Origin of the sequence: uncultured Agrobacterium sp. (assembly GCF_913777885.1) — a bacterium.
Taxonomy (GTDB): Bacteria; Pseudomonadota; Alphaproteobacteria; order Rhizobiales; family Rhizobiaceae; genus Agrobacterium.
Genome location: NZ_CAJYTV010000019.1, coordinates 13,456 through 31,704 on the forward strand (window position 1 = coordinate 13,456; position 18,249 = coordinate 31,704).

Genomic DNA, 18,249 nt, shown 5'->3' on the forward strand with positions numbered 1-18,249 from the left:
TTGTCCTGAATGCAACAGGCCGCATCCTCACGCTTCCAGCCCTTCGAGGTAATCGCCAAGACACGTGAAAGCGAAACGATTACCTCTTTCACCTTGGCGCCCCTCAATAAAGATCACTGGCGGCCCTTCGAGGCTGGCCAGTTCCTCACCATCCGAATTCCGGGTGATGCTGGCGGGCACGTATTGAGAAACTATACGGTTTCCTCATCGCCAAAACAAAGCGGCACGTATCGGATTACGGTAAAGCGTGAGGCTGCACTGTCTGAGAATATGCCACAGGGCTTGAGTTCCTGCTGGCTGCATGACGAGATTGAAACCGGTGCGGTGCTGGAGATAGACACGCCGCGCGGGGCCTTCAAGTTGGACATGCAAAGCACTAGGCCTGTTCTGCTGCTGTCTGGCGGCGTGGGCCTGACACCGACCGTATCCATGCTTCACGTTTTGGCCCATGAGACAGCACAACGGGTGTGGTTCATTCATGCGTGTGACAGCATGGAAGTCCATGCCCTGCGCGACGAGGTGGAAGAACTGGCAGCGGTCCGTAGCGGCATCACGGTGCATTTCTGTCACCGTTTCGCTGATGAGAACGATCTAGCAGCCGGCCGCTGTCATTCGACTGGATTTCTCACCCGCGAGGGGCTGCAAAAACTTCTGCCGCTTGATGACTATGACATTTACATGTGCGGGCCTCCACCTTTCATGAAGGCCTTGTACGCGATCTTGATCGGGCTCGGCGTGCGCAAGGAACGGATCGCCTATGAGTTCTTCGGTCCGGCTAGTCTGCTGTCCGATAAAGAGGCGCAACCGGCCGCTACCGATGCGCAAAAGACAGGGGCAGCGGACCCGGGACGAAACAAGGATGACATCCGGATCGTACTTCAGAAGTCGGGACGGGAGCTGGCTTGGACAGCGTCAAGCGTTTCTCTCCTGGACTGCCTCGAAGCGAACGGAATCGAGCCCGAATTTTCCTGCCGCGCCGGCATTTGCGGCACGTGCGAACAGGCGCTTGTTGCCGGAGAGGTCGATTATTTCGAAGAGCCGCTCGACGACGTGCCCCAAGGGCGCGTGCTGCTGTGCTGCACGAAGCCGAAATCGTCAATCGTCCTCAATCTTTGACCGAGCCACTGAACCGACCGCAATACTTGAGGAATGCCGAGATGGATATGCCACGAACAGAGATAAGGCTCAATCCGCTTGTAGCGGCGCTACCGCCCTACAACGCCGGAATGAACATCGCCGTCGCGAGGAAAATCAGTGGTCGTGACGACATCGCAGCGCTTGCCAGCAACGAAAATCCGGATGGCTGTTCTCCAAAAGTGCTGGCAGCACTCGCAAACCTGAACCCGTCGCGTTACTGCGATCCTGCCTGCACCGCATTGCGAGGCGCGCTCAGCGAGAAACTAGGCGTTGCGGCAGAGCGGATCGTCATCGGCAACGGCTCGGAGGAGATGATCGCAGCCATCTGTCGCGCGGTACTCTGTCCCGGCGCGATGGTTGCCACAGTCTCGCCTGGCTTCGGCCTGCACGAGATCGAAGCGCTGGCGAATGGTGCAACGGTCGACAAGGTCGCGATGCGCGTCGATCTCGACTTCGACGTGCCGGGGATCATTACGGCCCTTACCAAGTATCCGGCGATCTTTTTTCTTTCCTCGCCATCCAACCCTGTCGGCCCTGCCCTCGATGCAGTGAGCCTCGACCGGATTCTTGCAGCAGTGCCGCCGGAAACACTTCTTGTTCTTGACGAAGCCTATTTCGAATATGTCAGTGGCGACGTGCCGGATGGACTGGCAGTCCTGTCCAGGTCAACGTTGAATTATGTGGTGTTGCGCACCTTCTCCAAGGCTTATGGCCTTGCAGGGCTGCGGGTCGGCTATGCCGTGTTCTCCGACGAGCGTCTTGCGCGAGCCGTAGCCTCGTCGAAGACACCATTCAACGTCAACACAGCAGCACAGATCGCGGCGCTTGCCGCACTTGAAGACGAGGCCTGGATGGAGGCATCCGTGGCGTCCATTGCAGCCGAGCGTGCGCGGGTCGCCGATGCGGTATCTGCATTGAGGCTACGAGCCGCGAGATCGCAAACGAACTTTCTCTTCATCGATGTTGGCCTCGACAGCCAGAAAGTCTTCGACCATCTGCTCTCGCACGGCATCATCGTCAAGCCATGGAAGGAGAAAGGCTACGAGACCTTCATCCGCATGACGGTCGGGAAAAGGACGGAAAACGATCGGTTCATAGCCGCATTACAAACGCTTGCCGGGCAATAAGACCGAGAGCGTTCAATCTAACAAAAAAAGCAGGCAATGACCTGCGGGAACCAACTGCGTGCGAAAGCGCGCCACGATGAGAAGAACCGGGAGCTTTGTCGCATGGCATCTTCACCGCAGTCTGGCCTTTTTGCCGGAGATTTTTCTGCCTTGCGCGCGCGCTTTATCGCAGCGGCCCGCACCGCCGGCGCCAGTCTCACGGAGTACCTGCATCCCTTGCACGGACCATCGGGTGAGCAGCTTTCGACTGATGTCGCCTATCTTGGACGGCAGGATGCAAAAAAACTCATGGTGTCGATCTCCGGTACCCATGGCGTCGAAGGCCCCTTCGGGTCTGCCTGCCAAACCGCATGGTTCTCGCAGAACTCTCCGTGGCGTCTACCGGACGATACAGCCGTACTCGCCATTCATCTCATCAACCCATGGGGTACCGCCTGGTCACGGCGAGTCAACGAAGACAATGTCGACCTCAACCGCAATTTCATCGATTGGCAGAAAGCGCCGCCGAGGAACGAACGTTATGGTGACATTCATCCGCTTTTGATCTGTCCTTCATGGGATGGTCCCGTGCGCGACGAGATGGATGCGGCTTACGATGCGATCAGTGTAAAAGCTGGTGGTTACAAAGGCCTCGCACCCATCATAGAAGCTGGCCAATACGCTTTTCCAGATGGCCTGTTCTATGGCGGCGACGGCCCAGTTTGGTCCAACCGGACACTGAGCGACATACTGGCGATATTCGCGCAGCAAGCGACGGACCTTATCGTTTTCGATCTCCACACGGGCGCCGGGCCATATGGCTATCCAGCACTTCTGTCGGTTGCCGAAAGCGACCATCCAGGGCTGGGGTGGGGAGTGGAGATATTCGGACCCGCCCTTTCGGTCGTGAGGACGGGAAAAGACGCCGAAACCGGAACAGGAATTGCCGCCACGGCAACCGGTTATGTGTCGAGCGCCGTTCGACACGCCCTGCCAGCAGCGCGCGTTTTACCTCTCGTCATCGAATGCGGCACCCTCGACGGCGAAACCGTATCGAAAGCCGTCAAGGCCGACAACTGGTTGCATCTTTACGGCAAGGTCGACTCGCCGCTCGGTGAGGCCATCAAGCGAGATATTCGTGCTGCCTTCATTCCCGATGACACAGATTGGCGCAATGCCTGTCTCTCCGCGTCGCTGCGCCATTTCGACCGGGCTTTCGCTCAGCTGAAGGCGCTTGGAGGCGCCGGTGTCGAAAAGATCGTTCCAGCCGCCGCATCGGTCACGGTTCTCGCAAATCCGCATCACGAAAAATCAAAGGCCGCGGATCGACCTGCCGTCGAGGTTTGCGGCATCCACAAGCGTTTCGGGCCTCTGAGCGTATTGAACGGCGTCGATGTGTCGGCCAAACGCGGTGAAGTGGTATCGATGATCGGCTCCTCTGGCTCAGGGAAAAGCACCTTTCTGCGCTGCATCAACCTGTTAGAGCAGCCGGATGAAGGTCAGATCGTTATTGATGGCGAAGAACTGCGCATGAAGCGCAGCGCCAACGGACGTACGATCCCAGCCGATCTCAAGCAGGTCGAGCGGATGCGCTCGCGCGTGGGAATGGTGTTTCAGAACTTCAATCTCTGGCCGCATATGACTGTGCTGGAAAACATCATCGAAGCGCCGATTCAGGTATTGAAGCAACACAAGTCCGAGGCCCGAGATCATGCGCACGCGCTTCTCAAGAAGGTCGGCCTTTCAGACAAGCACGCCCATTATCCGGGTCAGCTCTCCGGCGGACAGCAGCAGCGCGCCGCCATTGCTCGCACCCTCGCCATGCGCCCGAAACTCATTCTTCTCGACGAGCCGACGTCGGCGCTCGATCCCGAGTTGGTGGGCGAGGTTCTGCGGGTCATTCGGCAACTGGCCGAAGAAGGAAACACGATGATCCTCGTGACGCACGAAATGCAGTTCGCGCGCGAGGTCTCACACAAGATTCTCTTCCTCCATCAAGGAAAAGTGGAGGAAGAGGGTGCCCCGGCAGACATGTTCAATGCACCGAGATCGGAACGGCTTCGCCAGTTCCTCTCCCGTACGCGATGACGCTCTGCCGGAACAAAAAACGTTCGATGACACACTCAAAAAAAGGGGAATATCGACATGAATTTTAAAGCTCTGTCACTCGTTCTGCTCCTTGCTGGCGCAGGCACGGTTCAAGCCGCCGAGGGCCAGCTCTCGATTGGCACCGAGGGTGCCTATCCACCGTGGAGCATGGCGGACGCCTCCGGAAACGTGACCGGCTTCGACGCCGACGTCGGTAATTTACTCTGCCAAAAGCTTGAGATGAAGTGCAAATTCGTCGTTCAGGCGTTTGATGGCTTGATCCCGGCACTGAAAGCCAAGCGTTTCGACGTCATCATTTCCGGTATGTCGATCACTCAGGATCGCAAAAAAGAGATCGATTTCTCGATCGGCTACGCGGAACTCGCCAACATGTTCGTTGTGCCAAAGAGCTCGGAACTGGCAGGCCTCAAGGATATCGATGCGTTGCTGAAGGGCCTCGACGGCAAGTCCATCGGCGTGCAGACCGGCACGACGCATGCCCATTTCGTCGAGAAGCGCATCCCGTCCGCCAATCTGAAGACCTATGATACGCTGGAAAACATGCAGATCGATCTCGCCAGCGGTCGCATCGATGCGGCCTTTGCCGATGCATCGGCCTTGCAGGACTTTCTTTCCAAGCCGGATGGCAAGGACTTCCAGTTTGTCGACGTTAAAGTTCAGAGCAAGTTCGACTCCACCCTGGGTGAAGGTATCGGTGTTGGGATTTCGAAAGACAATTCCGAACTGAAGGCGAAAGTCGACAAGGCTCTTTGCGAACTCGTCGCCGACGGCTCGATTGGGAAGTCCAGCCAGAAGTGGTTCAAGATGGACATTTCGCGTCCCTGCAACTGACATGGCCGCCCCGTGCGCAAGGACGTGCGGGGCGCGCTTCTATCACGAACAGTAACCGCAGTGATCTCGACGGCAGAGAAAGGCCAGAGAGATCTAAGCGTCGGACCGAGCCAATTGCCGAGGGGCATCGAATGGAACACAGCCTGATACTTGTCTGGGAAGGTGGATGGATCGGCGCGATCCTGCGCGGTACCGCGATCACCATCGCCGTCGGTCTCGCCAGCATCATACTCGGAGCGCTCATCGGCACCCTGCTCGGTCTCATCAAGTGGGCGAAAATCTTTCCACTCACCGTCATCGTCACGGCCTACACGTCCTTGATACGTGGAGTGCCAGAGTTGCTGATCATCTATCTGCTGTTCTTCTCATCGGTAGAGTTCGTCACCAGCGTCGCTACCGCCTTCGGCTACGCCGCCCTCGCCGATAGTGGCTATGCGTTTATCATCGCCGTCGTCGCCGTCAGTGCGATTTCAGGCGCCTATTCTACGGAAGTCATCCGTGGCGCATTGGCATCCATACCAACAGGACATATCGAGGCTGCTAAAGCGCTCGGAATCTCGCGGTACAGAATTTTCCAGCGGATCATTCTTCCGCAGATGCTGCGCATCGCACTCCCTGGAATGAACAATGTCTGGCAGGCGACGATAAAGGATACCGCGCTTGTCTCAGTCGTCGGCCTGCAGGAACTGATGCGCACAGCAAGCGTGGGCGCGGGCAGCACCCGCAACCCGCTCATCTTCTTTCTTATAGCTGCCGTCGTCTACTTCGTTATCACGATCATCAGTCAGGCTGGCTTTGATCGTGTGGAGCGCACCGTCAGGCTGAGATCGAGGAGCTGACACCATGGATATGGATTTCCTCTCGACCTCGATACCCGTTCTTTTCCAAGGACTCTCCAAAACCTTGATCCTGACGATCCTGTCCGTCGTTATCGGTTTTCATATCGGGCTTGGACTGGCGGTCATGCGGATGTCCGAGCGGCGCTGGGTTGCCAACATCGCCAAATATTACAGCATGATCTTCAGAGGCACGCCGCTCCTCGTGCAGCTCTTCTTGTTCTATTACGGTTTGGCGGAAATCCCGTTCATCAAGGGCAATGCTGTGACGTGGTGGATCGTCAGCGACGGAACGCGCTGCGCCATCATGGCAATCGCGCTGAACACGGCAGCCTACACGTCAGAAATTCTACGCGGCGGTTTGCTGTCGATCCCCACGGGTCTCAAGGAAGCAGCAAAGGCCTCAGGCATGTCGCGTTTCACCGCTTTCCGCAGGATAGAATTCCCTCTGGCCATTCGTCAGGCATTGCCAGCCTATGGCAACGAGTTGATCCTTGTCGTGAAGGGCACAAGCCTCGCCTCCACAATCACCGTTCTGGAGATTACAGGCTACGCCAAGCGGCTCATGAGCCAAACTTTCGCGATCTTCGAGGTCTTCACTCTGGCCGGCATCATCTATCTCATCATCAATCTGGTGCTGGTTGTGATGATCCGGCTGCTCGAAGGACACTTGATGCGCCACGAGCCGCGTTAAAAAGCGTCGCCCTCGCCCATCAAGCCCGCACTTCATCCGAAGGAAAACATAATGTCTAGCCTGACATCCGGCTTTAAGGCCGAGATCGCAATGCTCGTCGGACCCGATCATGTGAAAGAAAACGATGCCGTGTCGGCAATCGACTATGGCGTGCTGGCTGAAAATCTCGGCGCCGGCATAGTCGTTCTGCCGGGAACCACGGAGGAACTGGCAGCCGTCGTCCGATGCTGCCATGCCCACCGAGTAGCCATCGTCACCCATGGTGGGCGGACGGGGCTGGTCGGCGGTGGTATTTCGCGCGCTGGCGAGATCGTCGTGTCCACCGCGCGTCTGAACCGCATTGCGTTCTTATCGCCCGTCGAGAACGTCGCCATCGTCGAAGCTGGCGTTACTTTACAATCGCTTCAGGAGGCCGCCGCAGAATATGGGCTCGAACCCGGCATCGATCTGCCATCACGAGGCTCGGCGACGATCGGCGGGATGGCGTCTACCAACGCGGGCGGAATTGCTGCTTTTCGATATGGCGTCATGCGCCATCGCATTTTGGGGCTGGAAGCTGTTCTCCCCGATGGAACCACCTATTCCGATTTGACTCGAGTGGTCAAAAATACTGCGGGCTACGCGCTTTCGCATCTCTTCATTGGCGGCGAAGGGACGCTCGGGATCATCACCAAGATCGCAGTGAAGCTCGAACCCGTACCGGCCTCAACTGCAACGGTCCTGTTCGGGCTTTCCTCGACGCAAGCTGCCTTAAACGCGATGCAGCGCGGGTTAAAGGCGCGGCGTGGACATCTGCGTGCTGCTGAAGCCATGTGGTCTCGCTACTTCCATCTGACGTCGACCCATCACAACTGGTCTGCAACCGACTACAGAAAGGACCATCCCCTCAATCTCCTACTCTGCTTGGGCGGAAATGACGATGCGGACGTCCAAGCCGAGGTGGAAAGCATCTATGAAGACGTTGCTGAAGACGATGAAAACGTCTCCGCCGTCATCGCTTCGTCCAAAGCGCAGGAGAGGTCGATCTGGGCTTTGCGGGAAGACACGGACCTGATCTACCGCATTTATCCCGGAGCGCCCTCCTACGACGTTTCCGTCCCGCTGTCGGAGGTAGAGGGCTATATCGGGCAGCGCATGGCGAAACTGAGAGAGCTAGATGCTCGTCTAGACCCTTACATTTTTGGTCACCTAGCAGATGGAAACCTGCACATCGTTTTAAACGCCGCACGTGACGCAATCGACACCGACAAGGCCATCGCGATAGAAGACATCCTCTACTGCGGCCTTCACGAATTAGGTGGGTCTTTCTCCGCCGAACACGGTATTGGCAGCAAAAGAGCTCAGACTTTGATCAGACATGCGTATCCTGAAAAAGTCATGTTGATGAAACAGGTTAAAGCCTGTCTCGACGCAAGAGCACTCCTCAATCCAGGGAAGGTCCTGACGCAATAGCACAGACCCGACGCGATTGCCGGATTGTCGTTCGGAGGGCTTAAGGCATCAGTCCAATGCAGAAGAGGCCGAGATGCTCGTCGACAGGTTCCTCTTCCCGAGCGCAACAGTGGTATCACCCTCTGAAGCGACTGACGCCGATCATTCTCAATCTGATCCATACGGCCATGATCGACCCAACACCTGATTGTTATCCTGCACCCCAGCAGGTCCGCAGCAGCCCCGCGGTGGGGATAGTTAGCAGGATTCGATCGAGGCGCCGCAGCTTTAGTTTTTGCTGCCGCATATCGGGTCAACGATGTCGCTCGATAGTCCTTCCGACGAGCGCCGCGGAGGCATGCGTGAAGAAATGCCCTGCCCTGTAAGCGCAAAAAGTCCCAAGGCTTATGCCAAGGGGCTTTTGCATATTGCATTATTTGTTTGCGGGGGCCTGAAGCCACAGAGACTTGTAAAATCTGTCGCTCTTGAACCGAATCGAACCACCGACCATCTTGTTGCCCCCGTCGACAAAAGATAAGCGAAATCGGACAAGTCGATCGTGCCGAGGAAAACTTGACGCATTGCTGGACGGTTTGCTGTTTAGCTAATTAACGCAAGCCTGCTCCAGCCCTGCCTCAATGAAAATAAAGCCGGTTTGTTGTCCGGCTTTATCTCAATTGAAAGACGCGAATTACATCTTTGGCAGAAGCACCTTATCGATGACGTGAATGACGCCGTTCGACTGCTTCACGTCGGCGATCGTGACATGCGCGACATTGCCGTTTTCATCGGTCAGCGTAATCTTGCCCATGCTTTCCTTGGCCTTCAAAACGCAGCCGCCGACGGTCTTGACATCATGCGTGCCCTTGTCGTCCTTGATCATCTTCTCGATCGCCGTTGACATGGCATTGGCTGCGACGACGTGGCAGGTCAGGACCTTGGTCAACTGTGCCTTGTTCTCAGGCTTCAGGAGTGTGTCGACGGTTCCCTTGGGAAGAGCTGCAAACGCTTCATTTGTCGGGGCGAACACGGTAAATGGCCCCTTCCCTTGCAGCGTCTCGACCAGGCCGGCTGCCTTGACGGCGGCGACAAGCGTCGTGTGGTCCTTCGAATTCATCGCGTTTTCCACGATGTTTTTGTCTTCGTACATCGCGGCGCCGCCGACCTTGGGATTGGCTGCGTATGCGCTGCCAGCAGCGATCGCGATTGCGGTGGCACAGGCTGCGAAACGGATTGCGAGCTTGAACATGGTGATTCCTCCTGGCCGATCACCCAGATGCAAGGCTGCATCTCCTAAGGGTCGGCTTCCCTCTTCCGGGACAAGGAGGTTACGGAAAGGCTTGAGAAGAAGTTTCAGGGCCGTCGAATTATTTTACACGATCATCTCTCTTGCTGTGGCCACCTCACCACGCGGCCAGCAAACAAAGGCAACCATATCAGGACGGGCTGGAGGGGTAAGCGCAAAAGGTGGTAGATCCACTCCCACACCGACGGGTCACTAGAAAGCGCATCGATGGCGTGTTTGATATTCGCCGGAAAAACGCAGACCGCATAAAGCGCCAGATCAATGCGTGCGGCCCGCTGAAGTCGTGCGGTTACGATCCCCAACGCACCAGCGATTTCGCAAAGCCCTGTCAGCAAAATCACCAAATGCGGCGACGGAACCCAATCCGGCGTGATTTTCAGAAATGGCTTCGGCCACAGAAGGTGCATCGTGCCGACGAAGCCATACAGGCAGGCGAGCCCTGTCGCGCATTTGCGCCGGCAAGCTTCCGTCCTCAGAGAAGCAGCCACGGAGTATCCCATCTCCCCTCCAAATAAGTGCCTTGTGCCATCGCGCAGCGCATCGCTCCGGAAAGCGAAAGCTTAGAGGCTTCTTGCCGTGCCGCTCGCCACGATCGCTCCGGTCGGCTTGCCTGTGGGCGAGCCGCCGAACGGTTCCAGCGATACTGCAAGCGTTGCGCCCCCACTCAGACGATCACGCAGGCTTGATGGAATGACCAATTCTCCACCGGTATCTGCCGGCAATATGCCGAGCGAGAAGGGATCCCCTTGCCCAGGGACAAGCCAGAGCTCCAGCGATTTCTCCTGCGCGCGCCCTGCCGCGACAGGTACGATGCGCATTCGCCCGCTTTCGGCATCGTAGGACGCCAGCATGTTGACGGAATTACTGGGTGCCGAGAGTTCCGCAACCAGCTTACCATCCCGAGAAGGTGGCGACGCGATACCCGATGCATAGATCAGGGCGGCAGCAGCGGCTACGGAGGTGCCGAGCGAAAGCCAACGCCAGAAAGCCATTGAATTCCAAAGGCTGGCGTTACTCGTCAGCGGTGCTGCGAAGAGGCGCTGTTCAAGCTGTTCCAGCACGGCGGCGCGAGGCGTTACTTCGTCGTAGTCCTGATTGAAGGACTCCATGTCGGCCTGCCAGCGCGCAACGATTTGCGAAAACGCCTCATCGCCGGCCATGCGGCGCTCGACCATCCTTCTTCCTTCGATGGACAGAACACCCAAGACATATTCGCCTGCCAGGATTTCGTCTTTTGAGTGCTCGCTTGAGCCAGGATCACGCGTCATCGCTGGATGCACTCCTTAAGCTTCAGGAGACTACGGCGCAGCCACGTGCGCACCGTATTCAGCGGGACCCGCAGATCGTCTGCAAGTTCGATATAGCTCAGGCCCTCGACATAGGCGCGACGAACTGCGTTGGCATGTGCCGGATCGAGCTCTGCCATGCATCTGTCGATCCTGCGGCCATCATCGACGATACCCATGCGCTGCTCTGGGTTCGGGGTTGTGTCATCGGCAAGATCATATGCTGCGTCGAGATCATCGGAAACAGGTTTGCGGGCGCGGATCGTATCGATCGCGTGGTTGCGCGCGATTGTCGCAAGCCATGCAAACGGACCGCTATGTCCAGTCGCGAAGGTTTTCGCGCGTTGCCAGATCTTGACGTATATTTCTTGCAGCGCCTCTTCAGCATCGCTGCGATTTTTGAGGATGCGCAAACATACGCCCATCAATTTTGGGCTAGTCGCCTTGTAAAGTGTCACAAAGGCGGCGCGGTCTCCCATCGCGACACGATTGATCAAAACTTCGATGTCGTTGCTTTGCATTGAAGAAAACCTTGCCACCCCAACCTTATAGCGGTTGGCTTCTGGAAAAAACAAGGAGCGACGGGCGGTAAACCCGACAAAGACGCTGCTTCTGTCAGTCCACGATCGACTATTGGAGCGAATATTGCTCATCGCGACGCATCCAAGGTTCTCAACTGGCGTCGGATGAGCCAGAGACCGGATCCTGCCGTAACTGTCGAGAGAAGAGTTCTCCCGATCAGCCCCCGCGCGTCAGCATCGTCGAAAGGCTCCTGAGTGTTGCGCGATCGATCAAATGGCAAGGAGCGAAAGCGGCTCTCCATGCTGCTTAACCGGAAGAAGCCGATCGCGACGACCACCATGAGCGTGGCAAGATGGTCAATGGGACAGGTCCTCATGTGGTCAACTCCGACATTGCCATGGCCTCCAGCCGATACTGCCCTATGCGATTCCGAAGGCAGAGCAATCACGCGACAGTTCAGCAGCGCGTTTTCATCCTAAGCGCCTTGCGCGACCTTTCGCTCCCACGTTCAGGCCTTGGTTTCCGACCAGTTACGAACGCGGCGAACCATTAGTTTCAGCGACCGCTCGCCTTCCTCAATTTTCCCTTTGGTTTCTGTAAATTCTTCCACGGCCCGCACCGGACTCGCCGATAGACGGTCTTTCGCATGGCCGAAGCGAGGCGATATACGGCCGCTTATGGTCGGGTCAGGCGATCGCTTCTGCGCGCGCTTCGCCGACGGCGGCTCGGCGAGGACCAGTCCCGTCAGCCTTCATCGCTCTCCGGACGGCGAAGCTTGCCAAGCTTACGTGAATATCGAGCCAAGTGCTCCGCCCTTTTGGCATGTTTCGACCGCCGGCCTTTATCGCCCGACGGTCTCTGTCTACCTGAGGCGGTTTCCTCCGCTCACATCGGCGGAACGACACCATTCGTGCCGACAACCACACGACCGCTCGACATCGAACCGTCGTCTGCCTTTTCGGAGGGTACGAAAACGGTTGCGCCAGGCTTGATGTCGGTTTCCGCAGCATTGGCAAAAGTGACAACCGGCGTGCCATCCGGAATGGTGATCTTCTTTTCCTTCCCCTTGTAGCTCACGGTCACCGCATGACCGTCAACCGATTTTACGGCGTCGGCAACTGTCGCATTGGTCATCGAACTGTTTGGCTTCAGGTCCCAGGCGTAGCTCCCCTCGCCTGTGCCTTTCATCGCTGCAGGAAAGATCAGCACTTCCAAAGCGCCATCGCGGCCGCTCGCCGTTGGCAGTGATGCGATACCGACGAAGTCACCTGGCTTGATATCGTCAACCGATGCCTTGGCGACGCCGGAGACCTTCCAGCCATCCTTCAGCATGATCTTTGCGCTGCTGCCTTCACGCGTTTTAACGGACAAGATGTTGCCCTGAAGGCTTTCGACGGTGCCACGGACACGAACCTGATCGGCGGCCTTGGCGCCTCCGCCGAGCGTCAACGCAACCAGCGCGCCGGCGAAAAGGGTAAAACCTGTTTTTGAGGTTGAGAACATTGTGCTTCCTTTGTGTTTCAAACCCTGTCTGCTGAACAACCGGCGGAGGCGGGCTGAAAAATCCGCTAGCTATGGAAATCTGGATTTCGACCTATATTCCGGCATACCACTCGTAGCCGCGATCCTCCCAGAAGCCGCCATTTCCGCCGTAGAGATTGGAGAAATCTGCGACGGCCTCGATGCGCATCAGATATTTCGCCTGCTTGTAACCAAGCTGCCGCTCGACCCTCAGCCGTAGCGGCGCGCCATGCGCGACTTCGAGATCTCTTCCGTTCATGGAATGGGCGAGAATGGTTTGAGGATGAAAAGCGTCAACAAGATCGATGCTCTCGTAATACCAGCCGCTGCCATCCAGGGTCTTTTCGTATTCGTCGGCACAGTGAAAGACGATATAACGCGCTTCCGGCTTGAGGCCGACCTTGTCCAGAACGGCAGCGAGCGGCACACCTGTCCACTGACCGATCGCGCTCCAGCCTTCGACGCAGTCGTGGCGTGTGATCTGGCTGCGTGCCGGCATTGCCTTCAGGGTTGCAAGGGGGAATTTGGTTGGGCGCTCGACGAGGCCACCTACCTCCAACTGCCACTGCGAAAATTGCGTCGACAACAATTGCTGATATTGCGCGCCCTCGGGCATGCTTGTGCCGTTGGCGCGAAAACTTGGCGAGATGTCCGCGAGCGTATACTCGCGCGCCAGGGTGTTGTCGCCGATCAGCAAGCGCTGCGCACGCTTCGTCAGGCCCTCGGCGAGTTTCAGGGTTTTCTGGACCTTATCGTTTTGGACAAGCGCATCGCAGCCACTCAGACCGAGTGCGGATGCGGTAAGCGTTGATCCGATCAGGAAACGGCGACGGGTAATGAGGCGGCTCATGGCTTGAACTCCCCTTCCGGCTCTTCGATGATGACATAACGTCCGGTGATCATCGAGCGCATATTGTTCAATACGACGGAGACCAGAACCATAACGATGTGAATGACGACAAAGGCGATCAGTGCGCTGGCTGTGATGAAATGCAGTGTCCGGGCCGACTGTCGACCGCCGAACAGATCCAGAAGCCAGAGCGCGAAGGCATTGAAGCCCGGTGACATTGTCAAACCAGTCGCAATCATCAAGGGAAGCAGAAAAAAGATGACCAGAAGATAGGTGAGCTTCTGCAGAGCATTGTAGTGACGCGCTTTTTCGCCCTTCGGAAAGCGCAAACGAGCATGATCAACCACCTCTTGGACGAGATGCGGTACCGCGAGTTCACCGCGCCTAGGCAAAAGGTCCCGATGGAAATGACGGGCAATGAAACCATAGGCAATATAAATCAGTCCGTTGATGACGAAGAGCCAGGCAAAGAAAAAGTGCCACCGCCGACCGGTGGCGAGATCCTGATAGCTCGGCAACGTCAGCCAGGCGGGAAAGCCGCGGGCCGTAAGCTCCCCATCGACATTGGACACGCCCAGGAAACCGGTCGTCTCAAAGGAGACGTCGCCGATGTGTGTCATGCCCTTGACCCGGTCGCCGTCCTGCACCGCGTCCATGGCAATGAAGGCCGGGTCGTCATCGGCGCCATATTGACCCCAATAGAGAGCCGGATGCGCGTTGAAGATTTGCAGTCCGCTAAACAGCAGCACAGTCATGAACAGAACGTTCAACCAGTGCGATAGGCGTACGGTCAGACTGTGTCGCCTGATGAGAATTCGTTTTCCAGTGACGGGTTGTGCGGTCGCATCCATAATTTCCCTCGAGCGCCAGCGTTATCGTCGATACGAAACCGCCCCCGCAAAAGTTGCGTTTCGCGGGGGCGGACAGGATCATTTCATCGCGTCGCATTTCTTCATCATGTTGGACTTTTTCATCGAGTCCTTTTCCATGCCGGCCTTGTGCATACAGTCGGTCTTGTTGCCGGCCATCTTCATGCTATCGGTCTTCATGGTGTCTTTCTTCATCGTATCCATCTTCATGGTATCGGTCTTTTTCATTGCGTCGGAGGACTGAGCCTCAGCGGTGCCTGCCGCAAAGGAAAGACCAAGAATGACGGCGCCGATGGCGACAGCGAACGAACGAATAGTCATGATGCGTCTCCCGTTTGATGTGCTCGCCGCGTGTTTGCGCCGAAGGTTCACATCAGGCTCATTCGCGGAAGGCGGGAATTGGTAACAGTCATCACGCGGTTGTGATCACAAACTCGGTCGGGCTGAACTTTTCTCGATTTTACCACCAATGCTGTGTAACCGTTTCGCCATAGGGCCGTATGAAGCTGGAAGACATGATGGCGATGAGCGAATTCGAGCTGAAGGCGTTGATGCTTCTGTCCCTTGACGGAGACGAGAATGCCTATCGCTGTCTGCTCGGTATTTTGCGGCATCTGCTGGAGAGCTATTTCAAGCGACGGCTGGCGTCGAACGCGCAGGATACGGACGATCTGATCCAGGATACGCTTCTGGCGCTGCATCAGCGCCGGATCACCTACGATCGCGAGCGACCGTTCACGGCCTGGTTCTTTACCATCGCACGCCACAAGCTGGTCGATCACCACAGTCGACGAGGCGGGCGATCGGTTGTCAGCCTGGAACTGGTCGAGGGCGTCGCGGACGGCTATTCCGAAGACGCGATCCTCGCGAGCATGGATGTGGAGCGATTGCTCTCTGGCATTCCGGCGTGGCAAAGCGAATTGATCCGGCGCGTGAGGTTGGAGGGTCGTTCGGTCGCCGAGGCGGCAGTTGCCAGTGGCAAGACGGAAGCAATGGTCAAGGTCAGCGTTCATCGCGGCATCAAGGCGCTGGCTGCGAGATTGAGAGGCGAACGTGGCGAAAACGGATGATCTGATCGATAGCCTGGCAAGAGGGCTGCAGCCTATACGGTCGCATGCTCTTCTCCGCTTACTCTCCAAAGCGCTGCTGCCTGGCGTCTTGCTGTCTGGTGCATTTATCCTGCTCCTGCACGGTTTGCGTCCAGACATAATCTCGGCAATGTCTCTTCCCGCCTTCTGGGTGAAATCATTCTATCCGCTGGCGCTGGCGATCAATGGTATCTGCGCCGTGTTGATTGTCTCGCGCCCCGGTGGGCTGCCGAAATCGGCAGGCTTGGCCTCAATTGGCATCTATATGCTGCTAGCAATGCTGGGGCTCTGGCAGTTGCATGCATCGCCAGCTATGGACTATCCGAATTTGATTTTCGGCGTCTCCTACTGGTTCTGCCCACTGATCATTGTCGCGTCCGCCGCTCCCGTCTTCGCCGCCAATATCTGGTTCTTGCGACGTTGCGCACCGACGCGGTATCGACTCGCCGGATTTACCGCTGGCATGATGGCAGGGGCCGCAGGGGCGTGGACCTATTCCTGGGCATGTATCGAAAACGGCCTTCCATTCGTGGCGCTGTGGTACTCGCTCGGTATTGTTCTGTGCGGCCTGATCGGCATGGCGCTCGGCACGCGCCTCTTGCGCTGGTAGCGTGATCGTTTGGAGACGGCCGAGCTGGTTTTCGCCAAACTCGGACCGTCCGGAGCGTTCGGACCTCGGGCCTGGGTCGATTGAGCCATGTGATGAAGCTCTCCACTCGACGTCAACACGGAAATACGGGAAGTCTACAAAGTGGATGTTGGACCGGGCCAATCGACCTGACGCGGTCTGTGTCTTTACCCGTCCGGTAAGCGAGCATCGGGATCCCGCAACCACCATCGAATGCCAGTGTGCCAGGTCTTGGCGGTCGACGCCGTTCACTGCAAAGCCTGCGGGCATTTGCTGAACATACCGAATGATAATGATTGAGCGCAACAGGCGAAACGTACGCGCTATCTTTGAAAAACGGTGACGGATTTTTTGGAAAACCAGTCAAAGGTCTAGTATAAAGCCCTTCTATAGCGCGCGCTGCGGGTTCCCCCAAAATCCACGGAGACTAGATCAACTTCCAACTCAGGGAGCTTGAACCTGTGTCTTCGACATCAAATCCAGGTCGCATTAATTCAACACTTCGCAAGTTCCTCGATAAAAAGGCCTCCGGTGGTCTTGTGCTTATGGCGGTCGCCCTTCTGGCGATCATGACGGCGAACTCGCCTCTAGCTGAAGACTACTTCCACATCCTGCACGTCTACATTGGACCTCTCAGCCTTCAGCACTAATCAACGATGCCTTGATCGCGGTGTTTTTCCTGATAGTTGGGCTGGAGATAAACGCGAGATGCTGGATGGCCAACTCTCCACCTGGAGCCGCAGGGTTTTGCCGGGTGCGGTGCTGCGGGTGGTATGCTGTTCCCCGCACTCTTCTATGCTCTGCTGAACCGAGACAATCCCGCTGCATCGCAAGGATGGGCCATACCAACTGCAACCGACATCGCATTCGCGCTTGGCGTCCTCTCACTGTTCCGATCACGCTTTCCAACGTCGCTGAGGATCTTTCTGGCGGCGCTTGCCATCATTGATGACCTGGGAGCTGTCATCGTCATCGCTTTATTCTACACAGCAGATCTGAATCTGATCGCTCTCACTGGTGTCGCTCTCGTTTGGGGCAATCTCTTTATCTCCAACAAGATGAAGGTAAAAGTGCTGTGGCCCTATCTCGTCCTTGGTGCCGTGCTCTGGGTGCTCGTGTTTGCGTCCGGCGTTCACGCGACACTGGCCGGCGTCATGCTGGCACTGACCATTCCATTGAAGCTAACCCCTGGCACACCAGAAGCAACGAAGGATGAGTCTCCGCTTCATCGCCTAGAGCATGCGCTGGACAAGCCTGTTGCATTCATCATTGTGCCGATCTTCGGCTTCGCCAACGCAGGCGTTTCGCTTTCTGACTTAAGCCTTTCGGTCTTCAGCGAACCGTTGACAATGGGCGTTGCAGGGTCTGTCATCTTGACCGTATCGAGCAGACGTAAAATACACAAAACCCGGAATGATCAAGTTACGGCGTAACCACCCTGCGTCGCCACGGTGCCAAACGCGATGTTTGAAAGGGTGGCGACGACTGCTATTGGCAGCAACGCTGCCGTAGCCACCGCCTTGAAGGGATATGAACAGGCGACACGTCAATTACTGCCCACCTCGCAGGGGCGATCAAGGCCCCTGCGGTCCTTGCCTCAGATGCTCCAAGGGTTCACAAGGACTACCCCTGTTCCGTGGAAATCCTGAATATTCCGCGTCACCACCGCAAGCCCGTGGAAAAGCGCTGTGGCGGCAATGATTGCATCCGCTTCATTACGCCGATCTGATATATGCAAATGGGCGCAACGAGTAGCAACCGCATCATCGATTACAATTGTGCGCTCAGCAAACTCCGGGCGAACCCGGCCATCCATCCATGCGCGTAAACGAGAGCCCTGCGCAATGTCGCGGCGCCGAATGCTAAGTATCCCGCGCTCAAGCTCCAGAATTGTTATCGCAGAAATGCACAAATCCCGGGCATCGTGCGCACCTATCCAAGCCGTTACATTCGGATCGGCTTTACCGTCGCCGACCTTTCGAAGTTCGAAGATAACGTTTGTATCGAGTAAATATCTCAAGACAGATCAACTTCG

General features: G+C 56.8%; 18 protein-coding genes and 2 pseudogenes. 11 read left to right on the forward strand and 9 right to left on the reverse strand.

Features of this window, described 5'->3' with window-relative positions; all coding sequences use genetic code 11:
- Positions 1–9: 9 nt before the first annotated feature.
- The 8 genes and pseudogenes from QZ869_RS18915 to QZ869_RS18950 all read left to right on the forward strand — a co-directional run bounded on the left by QZ869_RS18915 (position 10) and on the right by QZ869_RS18950 (position 8,165).
- The gene (locus QZ869_RS18915; protein WP_296106644.1) at positions 10–1,116 is read left to right on the forward strand and encodes an FAD-binding oxidoreductase; all 1,107 of its coding nucleotides are present in this window, start codon (positions 10–12) and stop codon (positions 1,114–1,116) included.
- Between the two features lie 47 nt (positions 1,117–1,163).
- Positions 1,164–2,264, forward strand: coding sequence for a histidinol-phosphate transaminase (hisC, locus tag QZ869_RS18920; protein ID WP_296106666.1), 1,101 nt, complete (start codon positions 1,164–1,166; stop codon positions 2,262–2,264).
- Positions 2,265–2,366: 102 nt separating this feature from the next.
- Positions 2,367–3,416, forward strand: a pseudogene (locus QZ869_RS18925) (DUF2817 domain-containing protein); the annotation flags it as partial.
- Positions 3,417–3,593: 177 nt separating this feature from the next.
- A complete protein-coding gene (locus QZ869_RS18930; protein ID WP_296106669.1) occupies positions 3,594–4,331 on the forward strand; it encodes an ABC transporter ATP-binding protein in 738 nt (245 codons plus the stop codon).
- A gap of 57 nt (positions 4,332–4,388) precedes the next feature.
- The gene (locus QZ869_RS18935; RefSeq protein ID WP_296106645.1) at positions 4,389–5,183 is read left to right on the forward strand and encodes a transporter substrate-binding domain-containing protein; all 795 of its coding nucleotides are present in this window, start codon (positions 4,389–4,391) and stop codon (positions 5,181–5,183) included.
- Between the two features lie 131 nt (positions 5,184–5,314).
- Positions 5,315–6,022 (forward strand): ABC transporter permease subunit, encoded by a 708-nt coding sequence (locus QZ869_RS18940; protein ID WP_296106648.1) that lies wholly within the window; start codon positions 5,315–5,317, stop codon positions 6,020–6,022.
- Positions 6,023–6,026: 4 nt separating this feature from the next.
- Positions 6,027–6,713: an ABC transporter permease gene (locus QZ869_RS18945; RefSeq protein ID WP_296106651.1), complete on the forward strand. Its 687-nt coding sequence runs from the start codon at positions 6,027–6,029 to the stop codon at positions 6,711–6,713.
- 51 nt (positions 6,714–6,764) lie between these two features.
- Complete coding sequence (locus tag QZ869_RS18950) at positions 6,765–8,165, forward strand: FAD-binding oxidoreductase (protein WP_296106653.1); 1,401 nt, start codon at positions 6,765–6,767, stop codon at positions 8,163–8,165.
- 670 nt (positions 8,166–8,835) lie between these two features.
- On the opposite strand, the gene QZ869_RS18955 is transcribed toward QZ869_RS18950, so the two are convergent.
- From QZ869_RS18955 to QZ869_RS18990, 8 genes are all read right to left on the reverse strand, one after another.
- Positions 8,836–9,393 (reverse strand): fasciclin domain-containing protein, encoded by a 558-nt coding sequence (locus QZ869_RS18955; protein ID WP_027676880.1) that lies wholly within the window; start codon positions 9,391–9,393, stop codon positions 8,836–8,838.
- Positions 9,394–9,524: 131 nt separating this feature from the next.
- Positions 9,525–9,938 (reverse strand): DoxX family protein, encoded by a 414-nt coding sequence (locus QZ869_RS18960; RefSeq protein WP_296106655.1) that lies wholly within the window; start codon positions 9,936–9,938, stop codon positions 9,525–9,527.
- Positions 9,939–10,010: 72 nt separating this feature from the next.
- Positions 10,011–10,718: an anti-sigma factor gene (locus tag QZ869_RS18965; protein ID WP_296106657.1), complete on the reverse strand. Its 708-nt coding sequence runs from the start codon at positions 10,716–10,718 to the stop codon at positions 10,011–10,013.
- A complete protein-coding gene (locus tag QZ869_RS18970; RefSeq protein WP_296099929.1) occupies positions 10,715–11,257 on the reverse strand; it encodes a sigma-70 family RNA polymerase sigma factor in 543 nt (180 codons plus the stop codon). The genes QZ869_RS18965 and QZ869_RS18970 overlap by 4 nt, the downstream gene beginning before the upstream one ends.
- A gap of 886 nt (positions 11,258–12,143) precedes the next feature.
- The gene (locus tag QZ869_RS18975; protein WP_296106658.1) at positions 12,144–12,761 is read right to left on the reverse strand and encodes a hypothetical protein; all 618 of its coding nucleotides are present in this window, start codon (positions 12,759–12,761) and stop codon (positions 12,144–12,146) included.
- Between the two features lie 91 nt (positions 12,762–12,852).
- Complete coding sequence (locus tag QZ869_RS18980; RefSeq protein WP_296021172.1) at positions 12,853–13,629, reverse strand: molybdopterin-binding protein; 777 nt, start codon at positions 13,627–13,629, stop codon at positions 12,853–12,855.
- Entirely contained in the window at positions 13,626–14,480 is an 855-nt protein-coding gene (locus QZ869_RS18985; RefSeq protein WP_296106661.1) for a cytochrome b/b6 domain-containing protein, read from the reverse strand. Before QZ869_RS18985 ends, QZ869_RS18980 begins: the two co-directional genes overlap by 4 nt.
- Before the next feature lie 78 nt (positions 14,481–14,558).
- Positions 14,559–14,819 carry a pentapeptide MXKDX repeat protein gene (locus QZ869_RS18990; protein ID WP_062600411.1) on the reverse strand — a complete coding sequence of 87 codons (261 nt, stop codon included), beginning with the start codon at positions 14,817–14,819 and terminating at the stop codon, positions 14,559–14,561.
- A 194-nt stretch (positions 14,820–15,013) separates the two neighbouring features.
- On the opposite strand from QZ869_RS18990, the gene QZ869_RS18995 reads away from it, so the two are divergent.
- The 3 genes and pseudogenes from QZ869_RS18995 (at position 15,014) to QZ869_RS19005 (ending at position 17,647) form a co-directional block, all read left to right on the forward strand.
- Complete coding sequence (locus QZ869_RS18995) at positions 15,014–15,568, forward strand: sigma-70 family RNA polymerase sigma factor (protein WP_296106672.1); 555 nt, start codon at positions 15,014–15,016, stop codon at positions 15,566–15,568.
- Positions 15,552–16,196, forward strand: a complete 645-nt coding sequence (locus tag QZ869_RS19000) for a DUF1109 domain-containing protein (RefSeq protein ID WP_296083678.1) — start codon at positions 15,552–15,554, stop codon at positions 16,194–16,196. The genes QZ869_RS18995 and QZ869_RS19000 overlap by 17 nt, the downstream gene beginning before the upstream one ends.
- Positions 16,197–16,675: 479 nt before the next feature.
- Positions 16,676–17,647 (forward strand): annotated as a pseudogene (locus tag QZ869_RS19005) (Na+/H+ antiporter NhaA).
- 164 nt (positions 17,648–17,811) lie between these two features.
- Here QZ869_RS19005 and QZ869_RS19010 read toward each other — a convergent pair.
- Positions 17,812–18,234, reverse strand: a complete 423-nt coding sequence (locus tag QZ869_RS19010; protein WP_296106663.1) for a type II toxin-antitoxin system VapC family toxin — start codon at positions 18,232–18,234, stop codon at positions 17,812–17,814.
- Positions 18,235–18,249 lie beyond the last annotated feature (15 nt).